Genomic DNA, 26,773 nt, shown 5'->3' with positions numbered 1-26,773 from the left:
CTGGCCGGGGCGGCCGCGACGGGCACCACCCCGGCCGAGCTCTGGGACGCGGCCGTCGTGTTCCGGGTCGAGGCGGCCGCGGTGGTCGCCTCCTCGGCCAGCGACGCCACGGGCGACCGGCTCGTCGACCTCGGGGAGGCGTTCCTGCGCAGCGGCGCCCCCCTCGTCCTGCTCCTGCTCGTCGCGCCGCTGCGACGTCGCCCGGCGCCCGGCGCGCTGGACCTGCGCGCCGCGGCCGCGGCGGTCCTGGCGTGGGAGTCCGTCGCGGTCCTCGGCGGCGCGAGCTACTGGCCGCCGTACCTCATCTGCTCCGTCACCGGCCTGACGATGGCGACGGCCGTGGTCCAGGGCGGCGCGCGCGGCGTCGGGCGCGCGTGGGCGGCCGGGCTGGTGCCGATCGCGTGGGCGGTCGTCGCGTGCCTGCTGGCGCTGGCCGCGGCGGTGGCCCACCCGCCCGCCCGACCCCAGGACGACGTCGTGGCCTGGCTGCGGGCGCACACCGCGCCGGGCGACGACGCGCTGGTCGCCTACGGCCACCCCGACGTCCTCCACGGCGCAGGCCTGCACAGCCCCTACCCGGACCTGTGGAGCCTGCCCGTCCGGGTGCACGACCCGCGCCTGGCCGACCTCGCCGCCCTGCTGTCCGGTCCCGCGGCGCCGGACTGGGTGGTCCTCACCGGCCCGTCGCTGCGGACCTGGGGGATCGACGCCCGGGCCGGCACGCGTGCCCTCGAGGAGCACTACGTCGAGGAGGCCGTCGTCGGCCGGTACACCGTGCTCCACCACGCCGGCTGACCGGCCGGGGGGCGGAGCGGCGACCCGACCCACCCGTCCGGGCCGGACGGGTGGGTCCCGGAGGAGGCCCCTCGCCTCAGACGTCGCGACGCCGCAGCGCGACGGTCGCGGCGGCCAGCGCCAGCGCGGTGAGCCCCGCCAGGGCCGCCAGCGCCGCACCCGGTGGCAGGGCCGACGGCGTCGCGCCGACCGCGGCGTGGGTGAGCGCCACCGGCAGCAGCTGCGCCCACACCGGGACGGTGCCGGTGACGAGCTGGACCGTGGCCGCGAGGACGGGCTCGCCGACCAGGACCGCCAGCACGCCGAGGACGCCGGCGAGCTGGTCGCGGGCCAGCACCCCGGCGGCGAGCCCCAGGAGCACCAGGCAGGCGACGGCCACCGCGCCCCGTCCCACCACCCCGGCGGCGACCGCGGGGGCCAGCGCCGGCGCCGTGCCCGTCGCGCCGAGCGTCACCGCCAGCGTGGTCGAGCTGACGAGGACGAGCGCCGCGCCCAGCACGAGCCCGGTGAGGCCGACGGCGGCGGCCCGGGCGGCCATGAGGCGCTCCCGGCGGGGGGAGGCGAGCACCGCGCCGACGATCCCGCCGTACCGGGAGTCGCTGGTGCCGGCCAGCACGCCGAGCAGGGCCAGCGCGACCACGGCCACGCCCAGCGACCCGCCGCCCGCCGACGCCCCGAGCGGGCTCAGGGCGTCTGCCTGCACGGCCGCCGTGGCCAGGTCGGTCGGGGGCAGGTCGTCGCCGAGCGCCGCGGCGCCGGGCCCGATGTCCCCGCTGGCGAGCGCGGGCAGGACGGTGACGAGGACGAGCTGGGTGAGGAGCAGCCCGACGAGCGCGGTGACGGCGGCGACCCTGGTCGCGGTCGTGGTGAGGAGGCCGAGGAGCTCTGCGCGCACCATCAGCGCACCCCCGCCCGGCCGTCGGTGAGGCGCAGGTAGAAGTCCTCGAGACCGCCGCCGCCGGCGGCCAGCGCCTGGTCGGTGGTGGACGAGGCGACGACCCGGCCGTCGACGAGGACGACGACGTCGTCGGCGACGTGCTCGACGTCGCCGAGCAGGTGGCTCGACAGCAGCACCGCGCCCCCCGCGTCGGCGAAGGCCCGCAGCCGCCCGCGCAGCCAGTGCATGCCGGTCGGGTCCAGCCCGGTGGCCGGCTCGTCGAGCACGAGCACGCGCGGCCGGGCGACCAGCGCGGCGGCGAGGGCGACCCGCTGCCTCATCCCGAGGGAGTACGAGCCCGCGCGCCGGTCGGCGTCCGGGGCCATGCCGACCTCGTGCAGCACCTCCTCCACCCGGGCGGCGGGGACCCCGGCGCGCAGCGCGGCCATGCGCAGGTGCTGGCGGCCGGTCCGGGCGGGGTGCAGGCCGCCGGCGTCGAGCACCGCGCCGACGGTGCGGGCGGGGTGGTCGAGGTCGCGGTAGGGCCGGCCGAGCACGGTCGCCCGGCCGGCGTCCGGCGAGACGAGCCCGAGCAGCATCCGCAGCGTCGTGGTCTTGCCCGCGCCGTTGGGGCCGAGCAGGCCGGTCACGCGGCCGTGGCCGACGGCCAGGCTGACGTCGTCGACGCGCAGCCGGCCGCGGAAGCTCTTGCGCAGGCCGGTCGCCTGCACGGGGGGGTGTCCGTCTGTGTCCATGCCCCCAGCGTCGTCATCGGCCGCCCGGCGCACCCCGCCCGTCAGGAGGGTCCTGGACCCCGCCCTGCGGAGGGGACGAGCGCCGGGACCCGGTCGTCCGCGCCCGACCGGTCGCCCCCGGCGGGCACCCACCGTGCGGGGGCCGCACGGTCGGACGTCACCACGGGCCGGCGGACGACGACCGCCAGGCAGTCGTCCTCCTGCAGGGCGCACGTGCTGACGTCCGTGAGCAGCCGCCGGGCGAACTGCCCGACCGGTGCCGCGGGCATCGCGGCCGCGGCGCGCGCGAGCTCGAGCAGGCCGGCGGTGACGTCGCGCGTGCCCTCGACGAGCCCGTCGGTGTAGAGGACCAGGGTGTCGCCCTCGGCGAGGACGTGCTCGGTGGTCCCCGAGCTGCCCGCGTCCGGGAAGCCCACGCCCAGGCCGTCGGCCTGCAGCTCCCGGGCTCCGGCGGCGGTGACGAGGACCGCGGGCGGGTGGCCGCCGCCGGCCAGGCGGAGCCGCCCGGTCGCCGGGTCGACCACCGCGACCAGCAGGGTGGCGAGCAGGTCCGGGTGCGTCACCGCGAGGACGGCGCTCGCGCGCGAGACCAGGTCCCCCAGCGGGCAGCCCGCCACCGCCAGGGTGCGCACCGTGGTGGTGACCGCGAGCGCCTCGCGGGTCGCGGCCGTGCCGCGGCCCATGGCGTCCACGACGACCACCAGCACCTCGCCGGAGGGGAGGCGCTGCCAGTCGTACAGGTCGCCGCCGGCGGGCGCGCTGGCGGCCGGCTCGTAGGCGACCGCGGTCTCCAGGCCCTCGACGGCCAGCGCGGGCGGTCGCACCGCGGCCATCAGGGCGGCGACGTCGCGGCGCTGCGCCTCCTCGCGCACGACCAGGTCGGCCAGGGCCTGCTCCGCGCTGGCCGCGCGGGCGGCGACGGTGAGGTCCCGCACCGTGACGACCGCGCTGACCGCGTCGTCCCCCTGCACCGGCGCGACGGTGACCGCGACGGGCGTGCCCGTGGGGGTCCGCAGCAGGCTGCTGCCCGCCGCGAGGGACGCCCCCCCGTCCAGCAGCAGGTCCGCGAGTCGGCGCCCTGCCAGCGGGCCCGTGCCGACGAGCCGCTCGGCGGACGGGTTCGCCTCGACGACCCGCCCCCGCGCGTCGACGGCGACGATGCCGTCCTCGACGGTGCGGACGATGAGGCGGCTGCGGGCCCCGACGGTGGCGAGGCGCTCCCGCACCACCTCGTCCGCGCGCCACGAGGCCACGCCGACCGCGGCGCCCCCGGCGAGCAGCGCGCCGTGGACCAGCGCCCAGACCATCGGCCGCTCCTGCGCCGCGGGATGGTTGAAGATCTCCTGCCCGGACAGCGGCCCCAGCAGCCCGTGGTGCACGACGACGAAGCCCACCGCGGTGAGGAAGGGGGCCCAGGTCTGGTACGCCGCGGCCGCGCCCACGGCCACGAAGAAGAGGAAGTGGGCCTCGATGAGCCCGTGCGACAGGTGCACCACGACCGCGGCGGCCATCATCAGCGCCAGCATCACCGTGGACGACGCGGCCTCGCGCCGCCAGCGACGGGCGCCCACCGACACCACGGTCGCCAGGAGCGAGGGGACGGCGACGGGCAGCGCGTCGAGCACGCCGTGCGCGAGACCGTGGCTGAGCGTGCCCCAGGCGAGCACCACGGCGGCGGCCGCCCAGGCCGCGGCGAGGAAGACCCGGTGGCGCAGGGCCCAGACGTCGTCGGGCAGCGGCGTCCCGCGCGGCAGCACGCGCCGCCGGCCGGGCGGCCGCGCTCCTGGGTGGCTGGCCATGCGGTGGGTCCTGCCTCTCCTGGACGGGGGGGCAGGAGCCCCCCACCGCCCCATCGGCACGTCCGTCACAGACCTTGATAGCCAGACCGGGCGAACCCTGCCGGCCGGCCGGCGGTGGGGCGCAGCACGGGCGCCCCCGCCGCGGCTACGGTCGCCCCGCCACACCGACCAGCAGACAAGGACCGGACCCATGGTGGACACGAGCACCGGCACGACCTGGGCGGCCTCGCCCGACCGCTACGCGAGCACGGACTACCGCAGGGCCGGGCGCAGCGGGCTCCTCCTGCCCCCGGTCTCCCTGGGGCTGTGGCAGAACTTCGGCGACGACCGCGCGCCGGAGACCGCACGGGCGATCCTGCTGCGGGCCTTCGACCTCGGCGTCACGCACCTGGACCTGGCCAACAACTACGGCCCGCCCTACGGCGCTGCCGAGAGCCGGTTCGGCCAGGTGCTGGCCGGCGACCTGCGTCCCTACCGCGACGAGATCGTCGTCTCGACCAAGGCCGGGTACGACATGTGGCCCGGCCCCTACGGGGACGGCGGCTCGCGCAAGTACCTGCTCGCCAGCCTCGACCAGTCGCTGCGGCGCACCGGCCTGGAGTACGTCGACGTCTTCTACTCCCACCGCCGCGACCCCGGGACGCCGCTGGAGGAGACCATGGGCGCCCTCGACGCGGCCGTGCGGTCCGGCAGGGCGCTCTACGTCGGCATCTCCAACTACTCACCGGAGGACACGGCGGCGGCCGCCGCGATCCTGGCCGGGCTGGGCACCCCGCTGGTGCTCCACCAGCCCCGGTACTCGATCTTCGACCGGCGCCCCGAGGCGGGCGTGCTGGACGCCGCCGAGGCGGCGGGGGCCGGCGTGGCCGTGTTCTCCCCGCTCGCCCAGGGCCGGCTGACCGACCGCTACCTGCGGGGCGTCCCCGAGGGGTCCCGGGCCACGCGCAGCACGTACCTGTCCCGCGACGACGTCACCGACGACCTCACCGCCCGCGCCCGCGCGCTCGACGAGATCGCCACCGGTCGCGGCCAGACGCTCGCCCAGCTCGCGCTGGCCTGGGTGCTGCGCGACCCGCGCGTGACCACGGCGATCATCGGTGCGAGCTCGGTCGAGCAGCTGGAGGGCAACCTGCGGGCGACGCAGGGACCGCCGCTGGGGGACGACGAGCTGGCCGCCGTCGAGCGGTGGGCGGCGCCCACCGGCGAGAGCCTCTGACGCCCGGCCGGCGCCGGGGTCCGGGACGCCGGCGCCGGGGGTGACCCCCTGCGCCGGCCGCCCGCCTCAGCCGGCGTCCGGCCCGGTGTGCGTCGGGTCGAGCACGCGCTGGAGGAAGACGCGGGTGCGCTCCTCCCGCGGGGCGCCGATGACCTGCGACGGCGTGCCCTCCTCGACCACGAGGCCGGCGTCCATGAACACGACCCGGTCGGCGACCTCGCGGGCGAACGCCATCTCGTGCGTGACGACGATCATCGTCATCCCGTCCTCGGCGAGGCCGCGCATGACCGACAGCACGTCGCCCACGAGCTCGGGGTCCAGCGCCGACGTCGGCTCGTCGAAGAGCATGAGGTCCGGGTCCATGCTCAGCGCGCGGGCGATCGCCACGCGCTGCTGCTGCCCGCCGGACAGCTGGAGCGGGAACGCGTCCACCTTGTCCGACAGCCCCACGCGCTGCAGGTTGCGCCGGGCGACCTGCTCGGACTCCTCGCGCCCCCGACCGAGCACCTTCTGCTGGGCGATCGTGCAGTTGCGCAGCACGCTGAGGTGGGGGAACAGGTTGAACTGCTGGAACACCATGCCCACCCGGCGCCGGACCCGGTCGATGTCGCAGTCGGGGTCGGTGACGTCGGTGCCGAGCAGGTGGACCGTGCCCGACGACGGCTGCTCGAGCAGGTTGAGGCAGCGCAGCACGGTCGACTTCCCCGAGCCGGACGGGCCGATGACGCACACCACCTCGCCGCGCACCACCTGCAGGTCGATGCCCTTGAGCACCTCGACCGGGCCGAACGACTTGTGCAGGCCCTGCACCGTGACGACCCGGTCCGCCCGGGCCGCGACCTCGCTCACCGGGCCCTCCCCGTCCGCTGCTCCAGCCGCCGGGCGAGGAAGCCCAGCGGGATGGTGATGATGAGGTAGCAGCTGCCCGCGACCAGCACGGGGGTGAGGCTGCGGTACTCCGTGAGCGCCTGCCGCCCGAACTGCGCGAGCTCCTGCTGGGCGAGGGTGGAGCCGAGCAGGTAGGCCAGCGAGGAGTCCTTGGTGAGCATGACCACCTCGTTGGTCAGCGGCGGCAGGACCACGCGGAACGCCTGCGGGATGACGATCGACACCATGGCCCGCGACTGCGACATGCCGAGCGACCGCGCCGCCTCGACCTGGCCCTTCGGGACCGCCTCGATCCCCGCGCGCAGCGTCTCGGCGATGTAGGCGGCGCCGACCAGGCCGAGCGCGAGCATGACGATGACGTAGCGGTTGAGGAACGTCCCCGGGAACGCCAGCGGGACCCCGGTGCCGATGGCCACGAACACCAGCAGTGCCGGCAGCCCGCGGAAGAACTCGATGTACAGCGTCGCCAGCCACCGGTACGGCCCGACCGAGGACAGCCGCATCAGGGCGAGCACCAGGCCCAGGACCAGGCCGAAGGCGAAGCCCAGCAGCGTGTAGGAGACGGTGTTGACCAGCGCGACCGTGAGCACGCGCGGGAACTGCGCCGCGGCCACCTCGGCGTCGAAGAACGCGCGGCGGATCTGCGACCAGTCCGCGAGCACCGCGACGACGAGCACCACGGCGGCCAGCACCGCGTACTGGACCGCCCTGACGACCTGCCCCCGGCGCCGGGGCGACACCCGCCGCCGTGCCGGGGCCTGCGTGACCTGCGTGGCCTCCGTGCTCACCGTCGCCCTCCTCCGTCGTGGTGGTGCGCCGGTGCTCAGCTGGTGGGGGTGGTGCCGAACCACTCCTCGTAGATCTCGTCGTACGTGCCGTCCTCCTGGATCCGGGCCAGCGAGGCGTTGACCGCCTCCAGCAGCTCGGTGTTGTCGGTCTTCACGCCGATGCCGTAGGCCTCGCCGGTCTCGAACTCGGCGGTCACCTCGACGTCGTCGTTGTCGGCGGCGAAGTCGTACAGGACGCTGTTGTCGTTGATCGCGGCGTCGACCTGGCCGGACTGCACGGCGGTGAGCAGCAGCCCGAGGTCCTCGAAGGTGACGAGCTCGGCCTCGGTGGCGTTCTCCTGCGCGTACTCCGCGCCCGTGGTGCCGGCCTGGATGCCGAGCGACAGCCCGGCGAGGTCGTCCAGGCTGGTGTAGCCCGAGCCCGCCGGGGCGATGAGCGCCTGCGTCGCCTCGAAGTACGGGTCGGAGAAGTCGAGGTTCTCCTCGCGGACGTCGTTGATCGTCATGCCGGCGGCGGCGAGGTCGCACTTGCCCGCGTTGAGGTCCTCGCCGGACTGGATCGTCTCGAACGGGGTGTCGACGATCTCCTGCTCGACCCCCAGGTCCTCGGCGATGGCGTCGACGACGTCGACGTCGAAGCCGACGATCTCCCCGCCCTCCTGGAACTGGAACGGCTCGTAGGGCAGGTGGGTGCAGGTGACGAGGGTCCCGGCCTGGACCAGCGGGACGCCGGACTCGCTGGTCGCGGCCTCCTCGCCGCCGCCGCAGGCCGACAGGGCGAGGGCGGCGGCGAGGCCGAGGGCGAGGGTGCTGGCGGTGCTCCGCGGGCTGGGCACGTCGGTCTCCTGTGGTCGTCGGCGCGGGGACGAGGTCCCCGACGGTGCCCCGATGCTGCCACCTGCGAGCGCCCGTGCGGCGGACCCGGGACGGCCGGCGTCGCGTCCGGCGCCGCCCGCTGCCCCGCCGCGCGTCAGCCCTGGGCCTCCAGCTGGGCGGCGATGCCCTCCAGGCACCACTGCCAGCCGGTGCGCATCCCCTCGGCGGCCTCATCGCCCGACAGGCCCTCGACGGTGAGGTCCAGGCGGGTCCCGCCGTCCACCGGCGCCAGCCGCACGGTGCACCGCGACCCCTCGGACATGCCGTCGCCGGAGGTGACGACGTCGAGGACGAGCAGCTCGACGGGCTCGTACACCGCGAAGGTCGCTGTCTCCCCGTGGGCGTCGCCGCCGGGGCGGGGGCCGAATCGCAGGGTGTAGCCGCCACCGGTGCGGGCGTCCACCTCGCAGGCGGACACCAGCCAGTCCGGGTCGGGGCAGGCCCAGCGGCGGAGCAGGTCGGGGTCGGTCCAGGCGGTCCAGACCTTCTCCGGCGGCGCCGGGTAGGTGCGGTCCAGGTCGAACGACAGCAGCGGGGTGGTGGTCATGCGTCCTCCAGGAGTGTGCCGAGGGCGTCCAGCCGGGTCGACCAGAGCGCCTGCTGGTGCGCGGTCCACGCGGCCACGGCGACGAGGGCGTCGTCGCTCAGCCGGCACTCGCGGACGCGGCCGCGCTTGACGGACGTCACCAGGCCGGCGTCCTCGAGCACGCGCACGTGCTTGAGGACGGCGGGCAGCGACATCCGTGCCGGGGTCGCCAGGTCGCCGGCCGGGGCCGGGCCGCGGGCGAGCTGCTCGACGATGGCCAGCCGGGTGGGGTCGCCCAGCGCCGCGAACTGATGGTGAACCACGCGGTTAACTGTCGAGCGGGGCCGTGCGGCGGTCAACCCCCTCCGCGCCGTCCCGCCGGGTCCCACCCCGTCCCAGGGTCTGGACCGCCCTCCGGGCCCCGCGCCTAGGGTGTGCCCGGCGTGACAGCGCCGGGCCCCCCGCCCCGACACCGGAGGAACCTCATGCCCCTCGCCCGATCCCGAGCGCGCTCGGCGACCGGAGGGGTCCTCGCGGCCCTGGTCGCCGCGGTCGCCACCGTCGTGCCCGCCTCCGCCGCACCGGCTGCCCCCGCGGCCACCAGCCACCTCGCCACCGGCCAGCCCGCCACCGTGCAGGCCGCCTCCGTGCAGGCCCCGGTGCGGATCAACGCCGGCGGTCCCGCCGGGACCTTCGAGGGGCAGGCGTACCAGGCCGACCGCTGGTACGTCGGCGGCACCACGAGCTGGTCGGGGGACACGGTCGCCGGCACCACGAGCAGCGCCCTCTACCAGGCCCGCCGCATCGGGGCCCAGGGGTACGCCATCCCGGTCCTGTCCGGCACGTACGACGTCACCGTCGCCACCGCCGAGACCTGGTTCACGACCTCGGGCGCGCGCCGCTTCTCCGCGACCGCCGAGGGCACGACCGTGTTCCGCGACCTGGACCTGCACAGCACCGTCGGGCACGACCGGGCGCACCGGGTCACCGCCCGGGTGACGGTCACCGACGGCCGCCTCGACCTGGCCTTCGCCGCGACGGTCGACAAGTCCGTCGTCGCCGGCATCACCGTCCTGCCGGTCGGCGCCGCGGCCCCCGCGCCCGCCCCGGCTCCCGTCGCGCCCGCGCCTGCGCCGGTCGCGGGCGCCACCCGCCTGGAGATCAAGCCCCCCGTCCTGGTCGACCCGGTGACGGTGTACCTCACCTCGACCAACCAGACGCCGCGGCTGGACCCGACCAAGGACTACCGCCTGGTCATCAAGGACGGCCTGGTCGACATCGGGACGGGGAGCATCCAGATCGGCGGCGGACGCAACAGCGTGCTCATCGGCGGGGAGATCCGGTCCGCCGCCTCCAGCAAGCCGCTCGTCATCAAGCGCGTGAACGGTGCCGCCGGCGGCCACGTCTACGTCGAGGGCGTCCGGCTCACGAGCTCCACCGGCGTCGGCAAGGAGGGCATCAACGTCGACGTCCGCACCACGGGCACGCGGTACACGGTGCAGAACGTGAAGATCGACAAGATCGACAGCGGCTCCAGCGGCCACCACGCCGACATGGTGCAGGTCTGGGGCGGCGGCAGGGACGGCCTGTTCGAGATCAACCGGCTCGACGGGTACTCCGGCTACCAGAACTTCATGCTCAACCCCGCCGACTACGGCACCGACGACTCCAGCCTGCGCTACCGCTTCAGCCGGGTGCGCGCCGAGCACGACGGCGACGGCGGGATCATGGCCTACGCCGCGGGCCGCGAGTACACCCCCGGCAAGTACCGGATCGAGATGCGCGACGTCGCCTTCGTGCACCCCCGCAAGACCGTCATCGACGGCTCGGTGTTCCAGGGGACCTACCACGTCGTCGACATGGCGGGCGTCCGCCTGGCGCGGCCCGGCACGGTGCCGTCCCCGCTGCTCGGCACACCCGGCCGCTCCTACGTCAGCCCCGGCTACGTCGGCTGAGGGCTCCGTCGGCCGGCGCCCGTGCCCGGTCCGGTGCCCCCGGCCGGACTCGAACCGGCAACCTACGGATTAGAAGGCCAGTCGGGGGTGCGGAGTCTGGTCCACTTTGACCTGCTGACCAGGCCGGACGTCGCTGGTGCGCAACAGTTTGTCGTTAGCAGTTCTCGTCCGTCTGCGGACTGGGTGCGGACTGGCGGTGGACTGCCGCTTACCCAACTCGGGTGGTGTGGGTGGTGATCCCGTCGCGTCGGCCAGCTGGGTCGTGAGCCGGCCCGGTGCTGACCTGTCCAGGATGACGTAGTCACCGCGTAGCGGCCGTAGGTCCTGGACAGGCCGGCGCCGGGGTGGCTGACCTGTGGCTGGCCGGCGCGACGGGATCACCGCCACGGTGCCTTCCTCGCATCCCTGAGCTGAGGCCCGGGGTTCGGGGCGGAGCCCCGTGTGTGCCCTTGGATAGACCCTGGTTGAAACGCCGCCCAGTCACATCGAGCGTTCGTCGATTCGCCATGCGGTTGCTTGTCTTGGATTGGCGCGATAGCTACTCCGCACCCCGCATGTTAAGGAGGCTGGCTCGGGGTCATCCGGGATGTACGGCATGACGTCTTGGTGGCAGAGACTCGGCCAGCTTGACGGATCTGAGAATTCCTCAACGGGTCCGGTCCAAAAAATCTCAGCATCTAGATGTTCGAGGAAGGACCGGTGCAGACGCGCCGTGTACCGGAAGCTGTCAGCCGGCTGGCCCGCCCGGCTCGCAGCGGCGGAAGCCAGGTGCGACTTGACCATGTAGCCGCAGAAGAGGGCAGCCATGTCGGCGACCTGCACACCCCTGTAGTCGGCGCTGTCGACCAGTCGGTACCGGGGTCGGTCTAGTCCGCCTCCGTGCTCACTTGGCATGCCGAAGACCCCCTGACGGAGTCGGAAGGCATCACCGCGATCGATCAGGATCTGGCAGTCGCCGATGGTCCAGCCGAACTGCATCAACCTTTTTCGCAACACGCTGATGGTCGAATTCAGGAGGTGAGAGGGGTCGCTCAAGGTGGTCGTACGAGCGAAGCCCAAGACGAGAGCGGAATACCGCACGCGGGCAAGCCTGAAACTCAGGTCGTCGAAAAAGAGGTTCAGGTTCTGACGAGGCAGTATTGAGACGAGCCCGTTTCTTTCGCGCCACTGTCCGCTCATCAACTTCGTAGCGTGCAGCTCAAAGCCCGTGGGATCCTCGCACTCTGGCATGTATTTTGTTATGGAGGTGACGCAACGAGCATCGACGCTCGCGGTGGCACGTTCTCCCCACGTTGCGAACAGGGCGTATGTGGAGATTTGTTCTCCACCCATACCGGTGACAACTGAGTAGTCGGCGTAAAGCCGCGGGTCGGGTAGAGGAGGCAGCGGACGGGCGTTGAGCGACTTCTCAGGTTCCATAAGGTTGAAGTCGACGTACATGACTCTGTCGTCCAGGGCATCGCTTGTCACCGGATACTCCTCTTGGCCTAAGAGCGTCGCAATGGAGCATCGCAGATTCCGTCACTTCTATGCCCGCGCTGGCCATGTCGCTTCCTCGACGCGGCCGGGCGGCGGCGCGAACGGCGCTTGCGCCGCACGCGCAAGCCGACGCCCGGCCGCCGCCGCGCGCAGCGCGGCGCCTTGATCCCATAGAGGTCAATGCAGCAGTCCGGGACGAGGGGGGCGGGCCGCTAGGGACCGCCGAGGACACTCGCCGCTTACGGCCCCGTTCCCGGGACGGTATTGCGGGCGGGTCTACCGGGACGAGCCGCTGGCTGCTGGGGCGCATCGGGTAGCTGTGAGGCGGCGTGGCCGCTGAGGGGTCGGCTATCGGAACGCCTAACGTCCAGCAGCCACCGTCAGCGAGACGCCATTCGGGCGTCACGGGCCCAGAACGTCCTTCGGAGCACGACAGGGCCTGTGAGACTGTTCAAGTGATCTTTGGCTACCCGCCCGGAGACGAACGCGCTACCCCGCGCCCCATCGGCGGCGATTGCGGCGGGGACGTCCACCGCATCACCGACGGCAAAGGCTGGGGCTGGAGGGGCGTCACCTACGAGGGGGGCGACCCCACCGCCATCATCGCCGCCTACCTCGAGCGGGGCGTGCACCAAGTCAGCCTCCAAGGAGGCCGGACCGAGGACATCAGTTGGATTTCCCAGCTCCCTGACCTGCGCCGCGCCCTCTGCCACACACCCCTCAAGGACGACACCGCCGTCTGGGACGTGGACACACTGACCCACCTCGTCCTGCACGACACCTGCAAACGGCCCGCACGCATCGACCAGCTGCCGAACCTGCTGTCGCTTGAGATGGACGGTCGCGACGGCCTCGACACCGCAGCGCACCACCCGACCCTCCACTACCTCGCGAGCTGGCGGATCAAGACTGACGACCTTGCGTGGTTGCAGGCGGGCTCTGCCCTACGTGAAGTGAAACTGACGCGCAGGCGAAGCCAGCCGCTCACGACGGCCGGTGTCAACCTCAACGCGGTCACGCACCTGCAGCTGGGCTGCCTCACGCTCACGGACGCCTCCGGCCTCAACACCGGCCAGCAACTGAGGTCAGTGGACCTGGACAGCATCGACTTCCCCTCAGGTGCGGCTGAACAGACCTTGGAGGTATTGGCCGGGCTACCGCGCCTTGGACTCGTCAACGTCTGGCGATGCAAGGGACTGACCGGGGCCGACGTCGCAGCCGCTCTCCCACAGGTCACAGTGACCGAGCTCTACTAGCGCAGCAGCCGCACGCCACAGGCCAGCAAGGACCGCCGGCCGTCCCGGTGGGTCAAGGCAAGCGTGCTCCCGCAAGGGATCCTCATCCGGGACCCCAGCTGTAGACGTGACAGTCGGTCACGCCGGTCGTCGTCGACCTTGTCGGTTTCATCGTTGTCGTCCGTGACCGGCGCACTCGACCGTGCGCTCCTGCACCCTCGCTGCGAGGGTCGCGCGAAGCGAAGATGCCGAGCTACTTCTTCCGGTGGTCGCGGACGAAGATGAAGCCGATGTAGATGAGCCCCACGACGGCGGCAGCGATGACCCACCAGTCCGCGCCTTCGAGCGGCCCATCGCTGATCATGGAAGTCGAAGATACCCGGCAGTCACAGCCCCGGCCTGCTGATCGGCGCGTCGGGCGGGTACAGGCGCAGCGCCTGCTCTCACGCATCGCGCTGGCTGCGCACGCACTCAGGTCGCTCTCCTCAGAGCCGATGCTGCGCCGCTCTTGGACCACGATCCCGGCCACCGCCCGCCCGGCCGCGAGGGCTGAGCCTCAAGCGTGATGGCACCTGCTGACCGCTCGCACCGTCGAGTCGTCGCCTCCTGAGGATCCTCGGTGGGACGCCGTGGCCTGGTAGGGCGACGTGGTCTTCGGCCGCCTGGCGAAACAGGTTGACGGGTCAGTGCGTGACGATGACCGTGGTACCGGCGCATTCGGCCGGAATGACCGTTCCGGCCGCCACCTGTCGCCCCTCCGTGTCGGTGGCGGGCGAGGTGGACCCGCCTCCGAGAGAGATGCTGTCGCCGAGCGTGAACTCGCCACGGCCGGGGATCTCGATCTGCAGCGGGTCGTGGTGGAGCACAGTCGTTCCGACGGGGAAGACGGTGAGCTGCTCGTCGATGCCGAGGCATCCGTCCGTCGCCGTCAGCCGTCCGCTGATGAGGGCCTCCATGCCGTCCACCTCTTCGGCGACGACGACCCTGGTGGGGGCGGAGGCCGAGTCGTCGGTCGCGGCACCGCCACAGGCCGGCAGTACGAACACGGCCACCCAGCACAAGGTCAGGAGGGGCCCGAGCCGCTGCATGCTCGTCCGACGCATGGAGACACCTTCCGGTTCCCTCACGAGGACGCCCTCGTACTTCTTCGTGAGGCCCAAGTTAGTTCGTCGCCGGTAGCCGGTCGGCTAACGGGGACGGTGGATGGATGTGACCGTTGGACCCCTTGCCGATCCGCCGACGGCAGGGACGACTCCGCTCGGGCCGGTCGACGGGGCACCGACAGGGGCTACAGCGGTTGGCTGAACCTGCGCCAACGACCTGACGGAAGCGTTGGCGGGTTGGGCATCCTGCTCAGGTGCCCGCAGCCCGTTCACCTCAAGTCGTCATCGAGCCGTACGTCACGTGGCGTGTGCCCACGCTCTACCCGGGCGTCTTCATCGCTCGAAGCGGTGACGCGGTGGGTCGTATCGACGGCCTTCAGCGTGGGCCCGACGGGCTCAGGTTCACGCTGACGCTCTGGCCGGGCACCCGACAGCGGCCCGAGATCGTCCTACAGCCCTGGGATGAGGACACACAGGCCGTGCGCGGGGTGCTGCGGGCGACCGCTGACGGCCAGGACTACGTGATGCCGAGCGCCTTGGTCCACCGGGGGCACGGCGAGCACGACGAGCCGGAGGAGTGGGTCGGTCCCGACGACGGGGACCGCGCACGCCCGCACCTGTGGCTGCAGGGGTACAGCAGCCTGGACATGGACGGCTCCTATACCTTCACGCCGGTCCTGCGGACGAGCCCGGAGGCGGTGCAGCACCTCGACGTCAACCTCGTCGTCCAGGAGCTGGAGCTGGAACTGGTCTGGAGCATCGACCTCGCCGCACCCCTCTATGAGGCCCCTGCGGAGAACACCGACGCCGGGGCCGGCGCCGCCTCGCGGTCGCGCTTCGCCCGTCCCGTCCTGTTCCAGAACATCGAAACCTCCGAGGCCGACCTCGCCGTTGGACGCCTGGACAGCTTTCACCTGACCCGTCAGATCCTCACCTTCCGGCAGACGATCTGGGCCCACCCCGACACGCTCGGGCGGCTCTCGCTCGGAGGAGCGGAACTCTGGTTCGAGCGTGAGGCGAGCCCCGTGGGCATCTTCTCCGCCACGATCGCCGGCAAGACCTACGTGGGAAACAACGGGCGCTCGGTCTCCTCGCGGCTGACGATGTCGGACGCGCGTACCGTCCGGGATCACGTCCGGGTCGACTGGGCACTCGGCCTCACGGGCCTGGCCAAGGCCTCGTACCGCTCCGAGCCCATCATCTTCGAGCTCGTGGACCCGGGGAGCGAGGTCGAGCTCCGCTGGGACACACAGCTGACCTCCGCCAACCAGCCATAGGAGCCCCACCGACACTGCGGACCAGCGAGCACGAGTCGGGGTCCCCACTTAGCGGTCGGCTATCGGGACGGGCAGGTGCGCCCGCGTGCGTCGAGGCAGCCGACGCGGTCCCAATTCGCGGGCGCTCATCTAGCCTCCGATGGTGAACGAGCAGCAGTTGGCCGCCGCCTGTAGGCCCGACTCTGAGCCCGACCAGCGCCTGCGGGACGCCCTCGCCGCTGGAGCGCAGGTCGTCGGCACGTCACCCAACGAAGCGTCAGGGGCGACCGACACTTGGCCGCGGCGCGTTCGACACCTGGCGCATGAGGGCTTGCTGCTCGACGACGAAACGACCGTGCTCCGCGACCTGGCCGTCCTGGCTGCTGAAGCTCGTCCCTACATCGTCGTCATCTCGAAGTTGCAGATTGAGGATGGCGAGCAGACTCACACAGCGTTGCTCACTGATGAGCCAGCGGTCGTGCGGGTGACCTTCGCCCACAGCCGGGCGGCTGGTGTGGCTTTGACCTAGGTCCACCACGGCAGCACTGGCTTGGCTAGGGGGCGATCGGCATGCGGAGCGTCCAGTGACCGATCGGCAGGCGGGTCGCCCCGAACGGTCTGCAGCTGTGCGTTCGGGGTGCGCTGCGCGAAGGACACCTCGACTTTCGCTCTGGTCGGAATACTCGGAGGCATGGGCGTTGCGGAGATGTTGCTGACCGGTCAGGTGGACACGGAGGCGTTTCACCGTGCCGTCGAGGATGCTGACGACTCCGACGTGGGAGCGATGCTGGCGATGGTCGACCACGACAACCCAGCGGTGCGGTGGGCGATCGCAGCCAACCTTCCTTCGGTGGGCCATGGCGACCCACCTTCAGCGGACATGGTGGCAGCGGGGGTCCGATTGAGCGGCGACCCGGACCCGAAGGTGCGCGACTGGGCCTGCATGGCCCTAGGCACCCAGTGGCGTGAGGTCGACACCGACGCGGTCCGGGACGCCTTAGCGGCCCGGCTGAGCGACGATCACGACGACGTCCGGTGCGAAGCGCTGGTGGGACTCGCCTACCGGAGGGACGCCCGAGCGCGGGACGCCGTCCTGGCGGCTCTCAGCCGGGAGTCCGGTTCCGTCTGGTCCCTGGAACTCGAGGCCGCGGGGGCTCTGTGCGACCCCAAGCTGCACGAGCTCGTGCTGGATCACCTTGACGGTTGGGACGACACAGAGACCGCCGACACCGCCGACGCCGCTCGCCGGCTGACGGACCCCGACGGTATCGGGAACGACGTCGTAGAAGGGGTGGCCGAGCTCTACCGCCGAAGGGCCCACGGCCTGGCCGAAGGTGACGCGTTGACGGCATCGCAAACCATGTGGCGGCTGCTCGACATCGCTCCGCACCGCGCTGTCGAGTTCTACGACGCAGTCGCGGCCCGGCTCAAGGGAGACTCAGCAGCCACGTACCAACTCCGTGAGCGATCCTCGCTGGCGCAGCTTGCGGCTGACGTCCGGTAGATGGGGCGCCATGCCCGGATGGCGATCCCCGACTGGCTTAGGGGGCTGGTGCGGGACGCGCGGTGCGGCGGGCGGACGACCGTGGTGACGCTCGTCCACAGCCCCGGCCAAGGGCCGTGACGCTGTCGGCGTCAGGTGGCATCGTGAGGTCATGGTTGGGGGGACCGTTGGACGTCGAATCGCCACGTACCGGCGTCGCCGTGGCCTGAGCCAAGCATCTCTGGCAGGACTGGTTGGGCGTTCGGAGTCCTGGCTGTCCCAGGTCGAGCGGGGGATCCGATCCGTCGACCGTATGACCGTGCTACTCGACCTAGCTCGAGTCCTGGGCGTCGACGTGGCCTCCTTGACGGGAACGCCTTGGCGGCACGCTCCGAACGGTGCAGGAATGGGGGCGGCGCTCGACGACGTGCGGCGGGTTTTCACCAGCTACGAGATGGCAGTCGGAGCGCCAGGCAGTGCCGCAGCGACATCGGTCGGCGGCATTCGAGCCAAGTCCGCAGAACTGCATGCTCACTACCAAGCGGCCGATTACACCACCGTCGTCGCGGAGCTTCCGACGCTCCTCACCGAGGCAGACAGGCTGCACGCCGCGAACCCGCAAGGGGACCGCGAGGCGGCCCTGGTCTACGTCGAGGCCTACGTTTTAGCCGCCAAGCTCGTCACCAAGCTCGGTGACGGAGAGCTTGCCACCATGGCCGCCGACCGGTGCGTCACCGTGGCGGTTGTCACCGGATCACAGGTGGCCGTGTCGTTGGCCATGTACCAGGTCGCGGCGGCGCTCCTTCGTGGCGACCGCATCGCTGATGCGGAGCGCGTCGTGATGGCGATGGTCGACCGCCGCGACTTCGACCTGAGGTCTGACAACCCCGCCCTGGTTTCGGCTGTCGGTGCGCTGTGGCTCCTCGGCGCAGTGATCGCGGCGCGTCGGACCGACCGCGCTGAGGCTGATTCGCGTCTCGGGCGCTCTGCTGCGCTGGCGGACCTCCTCGGGCATGACGCCAACCATGGGTTCACGGCCTTCGGCCCGACCAACGTCGCCATCCATCGGGTGAGCGTCGCAGCCGAGCTCGGAGACGCCCGGGGGGCACTGGAAGCGGCAGCGAACGTCGACCCCAGCCGGCTGCCACAGGCGTTGGCCAGCCGCCGAGCACAGGTCCACGTGGACCTGGCTTGGGCCAACGCGCAGCGACGGCGCGACGCTGAGGCCACCCTGCACCTCCTCGACGCCGAGCGGATTGCCCCAGGCGCTATCCGCTACAACGTGATCACGCAGGAGATGGTCCGCGAGATGCTGGCCCGCGGCACCAAGACCCAGACGCGGGCACTAACCGACCTGGCGACCCGCGCGGGCCTCGTGCACTGACCTGCTTGACTGGACCGGTGAGCCGGTCCTGCACGCTCGTGGTGTGCGCAGCGCCGCTCGCCCACCGCTGGCCGGACATCGCGGCGGCGCTGGCCGGGGCTGGCTTCACGGTGTCTGTGGTGCTGACTGACAACGCGCTCGGCTGGGACATCGCAAGGCCCCCGCAGGAGCAGGCGGACCCCCGACGAGCGGACGCCTGGGTGGTTGCCCCGCTCACCTTCAACAGCACCGCCAAGATGGCGCTGGGCATTGCGGATACCCATGCGCACGGCCTCCTGTGTGAAGCCATGGGCACAGGGGCGGTGATCACGGCAGTACCGATGATCAACGAAGACCTGTTCGGCCATCCGGCTTTGACCGGCCACCTACGGCGTCTTCGCGAGCACGGGGTCTCCTTCTTCGACCCGCAGTCGGGGGCCGACTCCGTTGACCCGGTCTTGTCGGGCACCGGCGCGGACCTCTCCGCTGAGTTCGACATAGCGTCGCTGGTGCAGGCGGTGCTCAATCGAGCGGCGTCACGCCTGCACTGGTCATCGACGGAGCAGTCGGCCGGCTGACCTCTACCCGCACTTTTGTGCGGGTAGCACCCCGTTGCGGGGCAGAACGGGCTTCTGCGCCCACCGTCTCACTCGACCAGATCGGTCACGAGTGAGAGGGGCAGGTCATGCCGGCTTACGCGGTGGACAGCAGCAAGCAGCCGATGGTGGCGACGGGGGTGGTGGACGCCCGGTTCGACTGGGTGGAGGCCCCAGGTGGGGGTCGTCGTCCGTCGGAGCAGCAGGCGAGGGACGAGGCGACGGGGATGCCGTTGTGGGGGGTGGAGGTGATGTACCAGCAGACCACCTACGGCCGGACAGCGTCGGTGGTGGCGTCGGTGACGGTGTCCAGCCTGGACCAGCCCAACGTCACGGCCCTGGGGCCGATCGGGTTCGAGGGGCTGCGGGTGGAGGTCCGGTCGCCGAAGACGGGCGGGATCATCGAGAACTGGTTCGCCGACGCCATCGCCGCCCCCACCGGCCCCGGCGTCGGTCAGGGTGTGCGCCGGTCGGCGCCGTCGTCCGAGGCGGCCTGACATGCCCATCGGCAGCACCACCGGCTGCGTCGGGACGGGCGCTGGGGTGGACGTGGTCGCCTACGCACGTCACCTCGGCATGGGGTCAGCGGAGGAGGTGTGGGATCACGTCATCAAGTCCGCGGCCGACGTGGGGCAGGTCCTGGACGCGGTGGCGTACCTGATGCGGCGGGTGGCGGAGTACCCGGACGACGGCATGTCGGCGGACCTGTCGTCGGCGTTCAAGCTCGTCGAGGGCGTCGGTGAGCACCTGCTCAACGTCGCCCGCGCCACCCACACCGACCGATGATCACCACCACGGCCACCGAAGCGTCGGCACCGATCTCTGTCACTCCGACTGCCTGGCCGCCACGGACGGCCAGCCGGAAGGTGGGGCGAGCATGGCCGCTGCTGGTGCGCGGGTGGCGTCACGGCTGGTGGGTGTTCCGGCTCCTGCTCGCCGACGTCCTGCGTCGTCCCCTTCGTACCTTCGTCGGCGCCGGCCTCCTGACGTCCGGCGCGTACGTCTGGTGGGCGTCGTCGCGGTGGCAGGACCAGGCTGCCTTCTCCCTGACCGCCGTGGTCCTGGTGGTGTCGCTGGGTGTGTGGCGGTGGCGGGCGCCCCGGTCCTACCGGCGCACTGTCGGCCGGTGGTGGGGGTGCTGGTGGCGGCGCCGCTACCGGTACGGCCCGTCGTGGCAGACCCTCGCCCTGCGCCACGGCCTGTACGTCACGGACCGCCGGCAGGACCCCGGCGTGGTGCGGTCCTTGGTCCTGGCGTGGGCGGACACTCCCCGGGCGCTGCGGCAGCAGGGGCAGTCGGTAGAGGTCGCCCGGCTGCGGCGGGTCCGCTTCACCGGTGCCACCGACCACCTCCTTGTGGCCCTGCCAGCAGGAATCACTCCGGACACCGTCGCCGCGGGGTGCGACTCGTTGGCGCATGCGTGGCGGGCGCTGACGGTCCGGGTGCGCCCGGCAGGGCCGGGGTGGGTGTGGCTCGACATCACCCGCGCCGACACCCTCCGCCGGCCCCTGCTCCTCGGTGCCGTCCCGACGCTCACCGACGCGACAACGGTGCTCGCTGGCCTGGCGGGGCTGTCGGTCGGGGTCCTCGAGGACGGGTCGTCGTGGCGGCTCAAGCTGCGCGGCGCGCACGTCCTCATCGCCGGCACCACTGGCTCCGGCAAGAGCAGCCTGCTGTGGGCGATCGTTGCGGGGCTGTCGACCGCGGTGCACGCGGGCCTGGTGCGGGTGACGTGGCTGGACCCGAAGGGCGGCATGGAAGCCACCCCCGCCCGCCCGCTGGCAGACGTGGTGGACCGGATTGACGACATGGCCGACACCCTCGACGCCTTGGTCGCCGAGCTCGACCAGCGCGCCGCCGCCCTCGCCGGAACCAGCAGGCAGCACAAGCCGTCGGTGAGCAGCCCGCACCGGGTGGTGGTGGTCGACGAGCTGGCGACCCTGACAGCGCTAGCGGACTCCAAGACTGCCCGTCGGGTCGAGGCCGCCCTCGGCGCCCTCCTGAGCCGCGGTCGCGCGGTCGGGTTCACCGTCATCACCACCACCGTGGACCCGTCCAAGGAGGTCGTCCGGTGGCGGGGCCTGCACGCCGTCCGCGTCGCCTTTCGGCTGGACGAGCCGATCCAGGTCGACATGGTCCTCGGCGACGGCGCCCTGCAACGCGGAGCCGCGTGCGACCGCATCCCGCTCTCGACACCGGGGGTGTGCTTCGTCCGCATCGACGGCGTCCCCGACCCTCAGCGTGCCCGCGCCGTCTACGTCCCGGACAAGACGATCGAGCACCTGGGCCGCACCTACCCCGCACCCGCGCTCTGCCCCCCGCCCTCGGACCCGGCCGAGGACACAGCGCCCGCCGGCGTTACGCCGGCCCAGGCCGGAGCACCGGCATGACCGCCAGCCCAGGACCCGGCCACCGGCCAGAAGCCCGTCCCCTCACCCGCACCCACACGCCCGCGACGCTCGGACTGCTGGACCACACCTGGATGACCCGCGGTGCCTGCACCCGGCGCCCAGACCTGCCCTGGACCGAGGACGCCCACCGGGTCGAGGACGAGATCCGCGCCGTCATGGCCCGCGTCTGCACCGGCTGCCCCGTCCGGGAACGCTGCCGCCGCTATGCCAGCGACACGTTCGCCTCGGCCGGGTTCTGGGCCGGCGGGTTCCGTGGCGGCGCCTACACGGGTGACCTCCTCGACCTGCTCGCCGAGCTCGACACCACCGAGCTGAAGGAGCACTACGAGCCCAGCGCCCGCCGGGCCCGCTCGGTGCACCGCAAGGCGCTGGCCTCATGAGCGCCCTCGCCCGGGTCGACGCCGCGGGCAAGGTCTGGACCAGCAGCCAGCAGCGGGTGGTGGACGACCCGACCCTGCGCGTGGACGGGCGGCAGGTGCGCACCTGGGCCGAGCACGCCGGGGTCTGCGTCCGCCCCCTGCTCCGGCAGGTCACCGACCGGGACACCGGCGACGTGACCCGGGTCCCCATCCCCTGCAAGTCCACCCGCGACAAGGTCTGCCCGCCGTGCGCAGACAAGGCCCGACGGGTCCGTCAGCAGCAGTGCCGCGAAGGCTGGCACCGCGACGACGAACCCGACACCGACCAGGTCGCAGACGACCTGGACGACGGCAGGCCGCATCTCGACGAGGTCGCCGAGGACGGGGCCACCGACCAGGCGGACGACGAGCGGACCGACCGGCGGACCCGCTCGACCCGTCGCCGGGACGACGCCGCGGACCTTCCGCGGGTGCCGCAAGAGGACCGCACCGTCGGCCGCACCTGGACCGGCCGCGACGGAAAGGTCTATCGACCCTCGATGTTCGTCACCCTCACCCTGCCCTCCTACGGGCGCGTGATCCCCGGCACCGGCACACCGATCGACGCCGAGAGCTACGACTACCGCCGCGCGGCGCTGGACGCGATCCACCTGCCCCGCCTCCTGGCCCGGTGGGTGCAGAACCTCCGACGCTGCGCCGGCTACCGCGCCCAGTACTTCGCCGCCATAGAGCCGCAGAAGCGCCTCGCCCCCCATGTGCATTTCGCCATCCGCGGCGCCGTCCCCCGCCAGGTCCTCCGCGACGTCACCCGCGCCACCTACGTCCAGGTGTGGTGGCCGCCCTTCGACCACGTCGTCTACGACGCATCGTCGACCGGGCTGCCGGTGTGGGACGCCGGCGCCTACCGCGACCCCCTCAACGGCGCTCCGCTGCCGACCTGGGACGAGGCGATGGACGACCTCGACGCCCAGCTCGACGCCGACCCCGGCCAGCCGGCCGGCCACACCATGCGCTTTGGCCGGCAGACCGACATCAAGGGCATCCTCGGTGACAGCGCTGACGCCGATCGAACCATCCGGTACCTCACCAAGTACCTCACCAAAAGCCTTGCCGACCTCTTCACCGACCACAACCAGCTCGAGGACGACCCGGTTGATTTCGACAACCCCCGGTCGGCTCGCACACGGGCTCGGATGCTGGCCAGCCGGGCGGCCTTCGATACGCACGTCGACCGGCTGCACGAAGAGGTCCGCTGGTTGCCCTGTTCGCCGGAGTGCGCCAACTGGCTCCGCCACGGGATCCAGCCGAAGGATTGCGCACCCGGCATGGAGCCCGGTGCGTGCGAGAAGCGGGCCCACGACCGGGACAACCTCGGATACGGCGGCCGCCGCGTCCAGGTGAGTAAGCAGTGGTCCGGGAAGACCCTCGCCGAGCACCGCGCCGACCGCGCCACAGTCGTCCGCCAGACCCTCCTGGCCGCCGGCATCGCCCCGCCCGACGTGGACCGGATGGCCGTCGACGCCGTCCTCGACGACGGCCGACCTCGCTTCGTCTGGGCCGACATTCCCATGCCGGAAGCCGACTACGCCGCCGCCATCCTCGCGGCCGTCCAGGAGCGGAACCGGTGGCGCGAGCAGTACGAGCACGCCAAACGGCAGCTCGACCCCGGCGGCACCGGTCCGCCAGGTAGGGCTGTGGACAACCCGCTGAGCAACCCGCTGAGCGGTCACGCTGCCTAGGAGGAGGGAGCACGAACATGGCTGAAAGCAATGCCGCCACACGACCGACCGCGGGGCCAAGGACCGAGGTGGCGCCGCTGTGGCGCATCAGAGACGTCGCGACCTACCTGGGGGTGCCCGTCGCAACCCTCTATCAGTGGCGCCACACCGGGACGGGGCCGAAGGCCTACAGACTCGGTAAGCACCTGCGCTACCGCCAGGCCGATGTGGAGTCCTGGCTAGCGGACCGGATCGCGTGACGTGGGGAACGTCGCTAAGCGCCCTGATGGCCGTTGGCGCGCACGCTACAGGGACCCCACTGGCCGGGAGAGGTCACGGCACTTCGACCGAAAGCTCGATGCCCAACGATGGCTCGCCACCGTCGAGGTCTCCCTCGGTCGCGGAGACTGGCTGGACCCGTCGCTCGGCAAGGTGACTGTGGGGGAGTGGGGGCGTCAGTGGCTCGCCGGGCAGACCCAGCTGAAACCCACGACGCATGAGCGATACCGAGGGCTCCTCGCTCGGCAGGTACTGCCAGCCTGGGAGCGGGTGCCACTGCTGTCGGTGACTCATTCGGGGGTGGTCGCCTGGGTGTCAGGCCTCACCAATAGCGGCCTGTCGGGCTCCACGGTCCGGCACGCGCATCGCGTTCTCTCGATGCTGCTGGGTGCTGCCGTCCTCGACGGCCGGATCGTCAGGAACCCCGCGTCAGGTGTCCGGCTTCCTCGCGCAGCCACCTCGGACAAGCGCTTCCTCAGTCACGAGGAGGTAGCCGCCCTCGCCACGGCGGCAGGATCGCCCTTCGACACGGTGGTTCTGGTTCTGGCTTACACGGGATTGCGCTGGGGCGAGCTGGCCGCCCTGCGGGTCAGTGATGTCGACCTGGCCCGCGGCCGGCTTAGCGTTCAGCGCTCGATGACCGAGGTGTCCGGGAGAGCGATCATCGGCACGCCCAAGAACCACCAGCGTCGGACAGTGCCCGTCCCGGCGTTCTTGCTTGCCCGCCTCGACGAGCACCTGCAGGGCCGGGCGGCCGGAGACTTCGCCTTCCCGAGTCGCCAGGGCGCGGTGCTCCGAAACGGCAACTTCCGCTCTCAGGTGTTCGACGCCGCGGCGACCAGCGTGGGGTTGGACGGCCTGACTCCGCACGAGCTGCGCCACACCGCCGCGTCGTTGGCCGTCGCCGCCGGGGCGAACATCAAGGCGGTGCAGCGGATGCTCGGCCACGCCTCCGCGGCCATGACTCTCGACGTGTACGCCGGCCTCTTCGGCGACGACCTCGACGACCTCGCGCGCCGGCTGGACGCGGCGGCTCGCACAAGCCAGTGCGGACTAGGTGCGGACTAGCCGCCATTGAGCGGCCAGCCCTGCCAGCCCTGCGGGGGGCGCTTAAGCCGGTGACCAGCACAGGGAACCGGTGCCCCCGGCCGGACTCGAACCGGCAACCTACGGATTAGAAGGCCGTTGCTCTGTCCATTGAGCTACGGGGGCGCACACCCGGGGCGCCCCGGGCGTGCGAGCACGGTACTCCGGGGTGCGGGCGGCGCAGCGGGTCAGCGCTGCTTGGGGATGATGACCCACAGTGCGATTTAGGCGATCTCGCCCACCCCGAACAGCCCGAACAGGATGAAGCCGAGCCGCACGAGGACCTTCGGCAGCCCCGTCCGCTCAGCGAGGGCGGCGCAGACGCCGGCGATCAGCTTGCCGGAGCGGGGACGGACGAGCCCGGTGGTAGCCATGAGGCGATCATGCACCTCCGGGGCTGCGGCGGGGGCGGCGCGTGCGGCAGCCTGGCCCCCCCGACCACCGACCCCAGGGAGCACGGCCGATGGCACAGGTCCCGGTCCCGGCCCACGTGGTCCTCGCCTCCGCGGACCCCTCGCCGTACCTGTCGATGCGCGACCGGCCCACCCCGCGGGCCGAGCGGCACCGGATGGGACGCGCGCTGCGGCAGGTGGTGAGGCGCTCGCAGCTGGGGGACTGGTCACCGCCCCCGGACCGCGTCGACCCGGTCGCGCTCGTCGAGGAGTCGCACCAGGGGCGCGAGGACTGGCTCGTGCCGGTCCGCACCGCCCGGATGGCCGCCTCGCCGTACGGCTTCCTCCGAGGGTCGGCGGTCGTCATGGCCGCCGACCTCGCCCGGCTGCCGTCGACAGGCATCACGCCCGTGATCTGCGGCGACGCGCACGTCGGCAACGTGGGCTTCTACGGCTCGCCGGAGCGCGAGCTCGTGCTGGACCTCAACGACTTCGACGAGGCCCACCCCGGTCCGTGGGAGTGGGACCTGCGCCGGATGGCCGCGAGCATCTGGGTCGCCGGGCGCCAGAACGGGCACTCCGAGGACGACTGCGAGCGCGCGGTCGCCTCGTGCTCGGCCGCCTACCGCGAGCAGGTGCGGCGGCTGGCAGAGCAGCCGCTCATGGACCGCTCCTTCGAGCGGCTCGACCTGCCGCGTCTGCTCGCCGCCACCTCCGACCCCTCGCTGGCCGCCGCCATCGACGCCGCCGCCAGCCGGGCGCGCTCCCGCACCAGCGACCGGGCCCTGCCGCGCTTCACCGAGGAGCGCGACGGCCGCCGCCACATCGTCGAGGAGCCGCCGCTCATCACCCGGCTCGACGAGCAGCACGCCGAGGCCCTCGCGGTCGCCCTCGACGAGTACCTGCTCACCCTCGACCCGCACTGGGCACGGCTGCTCGGCGGCTACACGATTCTCGACCTGGCCCACAAGGTGGTCGGCGTCGGCAGCGTGGGGCTGCGTGCCTACGTGGCGCTGTGCGAGGGCAGCAGCCCGGACGACGTGCTGTTCCTGCAGCTCAAGCAGGCCCGCCGCTCGGTCGTCGCGCCGTGGGTGCACGGGGAGCAGGCGCTGCACGCCCACCAGGGCCAGCGGGTCGTGGAGTACCAGCAGGCCTTGCAGACCGTGAGCGACCCGCTGCTGGGCTGGACCACGGTCGAGGGCAGGCAGTTCTACGTCCGCCAGTTCCGCAACATGAAGGGGACGCTGGCGCTGCAGGACATCTCGGCCGCGGCGTTCGCGGACTACGTCGGCATCTGCGGCCGGCTGCTGGCCAAGGGGCACGCCCGCACGAGCGGGGCCTCGATGATCGCCGGCTACGTCGGGCCGGGGGAGCCGCTGGACCGGGCGATGTGCCGCTTCGCCCGCTCGTACGCCGACCAGACCGAGCGGGACCATGCGGCGCTAGTCGCGGCGGTGCGGTCCGGCCGGGTGCGCGCCGAGCACGGCGTCTGAGCCGCCGTGGCGGCGGCTGTCGGGTCTGCTCCGTGCCTACCGCCA

Annotated in this window: 28 protein-coding genes, 1 tRNA gene and 2 pseudogenes; 19 read left to right on the top strand and 12 right to left on the bottom strand. The window is 72.4% G+C overall.

Annotated elements, in window-relative coordinates:
* Window positions 1–795: hypothetical protein (locus WCS02_RS03365; RefSeq protein WP_340289752.1), on the top strand; the 795-nt coding region annotated here is incomplete at its 5' end.
* A 76-nt stretch (window positions 796–871) separates the two neighbouring features.
* On the opposite strand, the gene WCS02_RS03360 is transcribed toward WCS02_RS03365, so the two are convergent.
* From WCS02_RS03360 to WCS02_RS03350, 3 genes are read right to left on the bottom strand one after another with little or no spacing between them, the layout of a single operon-like run.
* Window positions 872–1,693: a hypothetical protein gene (locus WCS02_RS03360; protein WP_340289749.1), complete on the bottom strand. Its 822-nt coding sequence runs from the start codon at window positions 1,691–1,693 to the stop codon at window positions 872–874.
* A complete protein-coding gene (locus tag WCS02_RS03355; RefSeq protein WP_340289746.1) occupies window positions 1,693–2,427 on the bottom strand; it encodes an ATP-binding cassette domain-containing protein in 735 nt (244 codons plus the stop codon). The genes WCS02_RS03360 and WCS02_RS03355 overlap by 1 nt, the downstream gene beginning before the upstream one ends.
* A gap of 41 nt (window positions 2,428–2,468) precedes the next feature.
* On the bottom strand, window positions 2,469–4,226 hold the full coding sequence (locus WCS02_RS03350; RefSeq protein WP_340289743.1) for a PP2C family protein-serine/threonine phosphatase: 1,758 nt from the start codon (window positions 4,224–4,226) through the stop codon (window positions 2,469–2,471).
* Between the two features lie 190 nt (window positions 4,227–4,416).
* Here WCS02_RS03350 and WCS02_RS03345 point away from each other — a divergent pair, with 190 nt between their 5' ends.
* Complete coding sequence (locus WCS02_RS03345) at window positions 4,417–5,442, top strand: aldo/keto reductase (protein WP_340289740.1); 1,026 nt, start codon at window positions 4,417–4,419, stop codon at window positions 5,440–5,442.
* Between the two features lie 66 nt (window positions 5,443–5,508).
* On the opposite strand, the gene WCS02_RS03340 is transcribed toward WCS02_RS03345, so the two are convergent.
* The 5 genes from WCS02_RS03340 to WCS02_RS03320 form a co-directional block, all read right to left on the bottom strand.
* Entirely contained in the window at window positions 5,509–6,291 is a 783-nt protein-coding gene (locus WCS02_RS03340; RefSeq protein ID WP_340289737.1) for an amino acid ABC transporter ATP-binding protein, read from the bottom strand.
* On the bottom strand, window positions 6,288–7,118 hold the full coding sequence (locus WCS02_RS03335) for an amino acid ABC transporter permease (RefSeq protein WP_340289734.1): 831 nt from the start codon (window positions 7,116–7,118) through the stop codon (window positions 6,288–6,290). Before WCS02_RS03335 ends, WCS02_RS03340 begins: the two co-directional genes overlap by 4 nt.
* A 35-nt stretch (window positions 7,119–7,153) precedes the next feature.
* On the bottom strand, window positions 7,154–7,954 hold the full coding sequence (locus WCS02_RS03330) for a basic amino acid ABC transporter substrate-binding protein (protein ID WP_340289731.1): 801 nt from the start codon (window positions 7,952–7,954) through the stop codon (window positions 7,154–7,156).
* Window positions 7,955–8,088: 134 nt separating this feature from the next.
* On the bottom strand, window positions 8,089–8,541 hold the full coding sequence (locus WCS02_RS03325; protein ID WP_340289728.1) for an SRPBCC family protein: 453 nt from the start codon (window positions 8,539–8,541) through the stop codon (window positions 8,089–8,091).
* Window positions 8,538–8,843 (bottom strand): ArsR/SmtB family transcription factor, encoded by a 306-nt coding sequence (locus WCS02_RS03320; RefSeq protein WP_340289725.1) that lies wholly within the window; start codon window positions 8,841–8,843, stop codon window positions 8,538–8,540. The genes WCS02_RS03325 and WCS02_RS03320 overlap by 4 nt, the downstream gene beginning before the upstream one ends.
* 162 nt (window positions 8,844–9,005) lie before the next feature.
* Here WCS02_RS03320 and WCS02_RS03315 point away from each other — a divergent pair, with 162 nt between their 5' ends.
* Window positions 9,006–10,475, top strand: a complete 1,470-nt coding sequence (locus WCS02_RS03315; RefSeq protein WP_340289722.1) for a malectin domain-containing carbohydrate-binding protein — start codon at window positions 9,006–9,008, stop codon at window positions 10,473–10,475.
* 480 nt (window positions 10,476–10,955) lie between these two features.
* On the opposite strand, the gene WCS02_RS03310 is transcribed toward WCS02_RS03315, so the two are convergent.
* On the bottom strand, window positions 10,956–11,945 hold the full coding sequence (locus WCS02_RS03310) for a hypothetical protein (RefSeq protein WP_340289719.1): 990 nt from the start codon (window positions 11,943–11,945) through the stop codon (window positions 10,956–10,958).
* A 464-nt stretch (window positions 11,946–12,409) separates the two neighbouring features.
* Between WCS02_RS03310 and WCS02_RS03305 the strand changes: the two genes are divergently transcribed.
* On the top strand, window positions 12,410–13,210 hold the full coding sequence (locus WCS02_RS03305; protein WP_340289716.1) for a hypothetical protein: 801 nt from the start codon (window positions 12,410–12,412) through the stop codon (window positions 13,208–13,210).
* A 662-nt stretch (window positions 13,211–13,872) separates the two neighbouring features.
* On the opposite strand, the gene WCS02_RS03300 is transcribed toward WCS02_RS03305, so the two are convergent.
* Window positions 13,873–14,241, bottom strand: coding sequence for a hypothetical protein (locus WCS02_RS03300; protein ID WP_340289713.1), 369 nt, complete (start codon window positions 14,239–14,241; stop codon window positions 13,873–13,875).
* A 305-nt stretch (window positions 14,242–14,546) separates the two neighbouring features.
* On the opposite strand from WCS02_RS03300, the gene WCS02_RS03295 reads away from it, so the two are divergent.
* The 14 genes and pseudogenes from WCS02_RS03295 to WCS02_RS03240 all read left to right on the top strand — a co-directional run bounded on the left by WCS02_RS03295 (window position 14,547) and on the right by WCS02_RS03240 (window position 24,825).
* Window positions 14,547–15,569, top strand: coding sequence for a hypothetical protein (locus WCS02_RS03295; protein WP_340289710.1), 1,023 nt, complete (start codon window positions 14,547–14,549; stop codon window positions 15,567–15,569).
* A gap of 142 nt (window positions 15,570–15,711) precedes the next feature.
* Complete coding sequence (locus WCS02_RS03290) at window positions 15,712–16,077, top strand: hypothetical protein (RefSeq protein ID WP_340289707.1); 366 nt, start codon at window positions 15,712–15,714, stop codon at window positions 16,075–16,077.
* 162 nt (window positions 16,078–16,239) lie between these two features.
* Window positions 16,240–17,052, top strand: a complete 813-nt coding sequence (locus WCS02_RS03285) for a HEAT repeat domain-containing protein (RefSeq protein WP_340289704.1) — start codon at window positions 16,240–16,242, stop codon at window positions 17,050–17,052.
* A gap of 151 nt (window positions 17,053–17,203) precedes the next feature.
* Window positions 17,204–17,380, top strand: a pseudogene (locus tag WCS02_RS21145) (helix-turn-helix domain-containing protein); the annotation flags it as partial.
* Window positions 17,381–17,437: 57 nt separating this feature from the next.
* Window positions 17,438–18,415 carry a hypothetical protein gene (locus WCS02_RS03280; protein ID WP_340289701.1) on the top strand — a complete coding sequence of 326 codons (978 nt, stop codon included), beginning with the start codon at window positions 17,438–17,440 and terminating at the stop codon, window positions 18,413–18,415.
* 17 nt (window positions 18,416–18,432) lie between these two features.
* A complete protein-coding gene (locus tag WCS02_RS03275) occupies window positions 18,433–18,972 on the top strand; it encodes a flavoprotein (protein WP_340289698.1) in 540 nt (179 codons plus the stop codon).
* 107 nt (window positions 18,973–19,079) lie between these two features.
* Complete coding sequence (locus WCS02_RS03270; protein ID WP_340289695.1) at window positions 19,080–19,487, top strand: hypothetical protein; 408 nt, start codon at window positions 19,080–19,082, stop codon at window positions 19,485–19,487.
* Between the two features lies 1 nt (window position 19,488).
* Window positions 19,489–19,776 carry a hypothetical protein gene (locus WCS02_RS03265; RefSeq protein WP_340289692.1) on the top strand — a complete coding sequence of 96 codons (288 nt, stop codon included), beginning with the start codon at window positions 19,489–19,491 and terminating at the stop codon, window positions 19,774–19,776.
* Window positions 19,777–19,880: 104 nt separating this feature from the next.
* A complete protein-coding gene (locus WCS02_RS03260) occupies window positions 19,881–21,380 on the top strand; it encodes an FtsK/SpoIIIE domain-containing protein (protein WP_340289689.1) in 1,500 nt (499 codons plus the stop codon).
* A 92-nt stretch (window positions 21,381–21,472) separates the two neighbouring features.
* The gene (locus WCS02_RS03255) at window positions 21,473–21,781 is read left to right on the top strand and encodes a WhiB family transcriptional regulator (protein WP_340289686.1); all 309 of its coding nucleotides are present in this window, start codon (window positions 21,473–21,475) and stop codon (window positions 21,779–21,781) included.
* Window positions 21,778–23,499 carry a replication initiator gene (locus tag WCS02_RS03250; protein WP_340289683.1) on the top strand — a complete coding sequence of 574 codons (1,722 nt, stop codon included), beginning with the start codon at window positions 21,778–21,780 and terminating at the stop codon, window positions 23,497–23,499. The genes WCS02_RS03255 and WCS02_RS03250 overlap by 4 nt, the downstream gene beginning before the upstream one ends.
* A gap of 17 nt (window positions 23,500–23,516) precedes the next feature.
* On the top strand, window positions 23,517–23,738 hold the full coding sequence (locus WCS02_RS03245) for a helix-turn-helix transcriptional regulator (protein WP_340289680.1): 222 nt from the start codon (window positions 23,517–23,519) through the stop codon (window positions 23,736–23,738).
* A 1-nt stretch (window position 23,739) separates the two neighbouring features.
* Window positions 23,740–23,856: pseudogene (locus WCS02_RS21230) on the top strand (tyrosine-type recombinase/integrase); the annotation flags it as partial.
* Window positions 23,857–24,027: 171 nt separating this feature from the next.
* A complete protein-coding gene (locus WCS02_RS03240) occupies window positions 24,028–24,825 on the top strand; it encodes a tyrosine-type recombinase/integrase (protein WP_340289677.1) in 798 nt (265 codons plus the stop codon).
* 71 nt (window positions 24,826–24,896) lie between these two features.
* On the opposite strand, the gene WCS02_RS03235 is transcribed toward WCS02_RS03240, so the two are convergent.
* Window positions 24,897–24,969: transfer RNA gene (locus tag WCS02_RS03235), tRNA-Arg, on the bottom strand.
* Window positions 24,970–25,067: 98 nt separating this feature from the next.
* Window positions 25,068–25,217 carry a PspC domain-containing protein gene (locus WCS02_RS03230; RefSeq protein WP_340289674.1) on the bottom strand — a complete coding sequence of 50 codons (150 nt, stop codon included), beginning with the start codon at window positions 25,215–25,217 and terminating at the stop codon, window positions 25,068–25,070.
* A gap of 89 nt (window positions 25,218–25,306) precedes the next feature.
* Here WCS02_RS03230 and WCS02_RS03225 point away from each other — a divergent pair, with 89 nt between their 5' ends.
* The gene (locus tag WCS02_RS03225; RefSeq protein WP_340289671.1) at window positions 25,307–26,728 is read left to right on the top strand and encodes a DUF2252 domain-containing protein; all 1,422 of its coding nucleotides are present in this window, start codon (window positions 25,307–25,309) and stop codon (window positions 26,726–26,728) included.
* Window positions 26,729–26,773 lie beyond the last annotated feature (45 nt).

The organism is Aquipuribacter hungaricus (assembly GCF_037860755.1).
Classification (GTDB): Bacteria; Actinomycetota; Actinomycetes; order Actinomycetales; family JBBAYJ01; genus Aquipuribacter; species Aquipuribacter hungaricus.
This window is presented reverse-complemented; position numbering and strand designations above follow the sequence as displayed.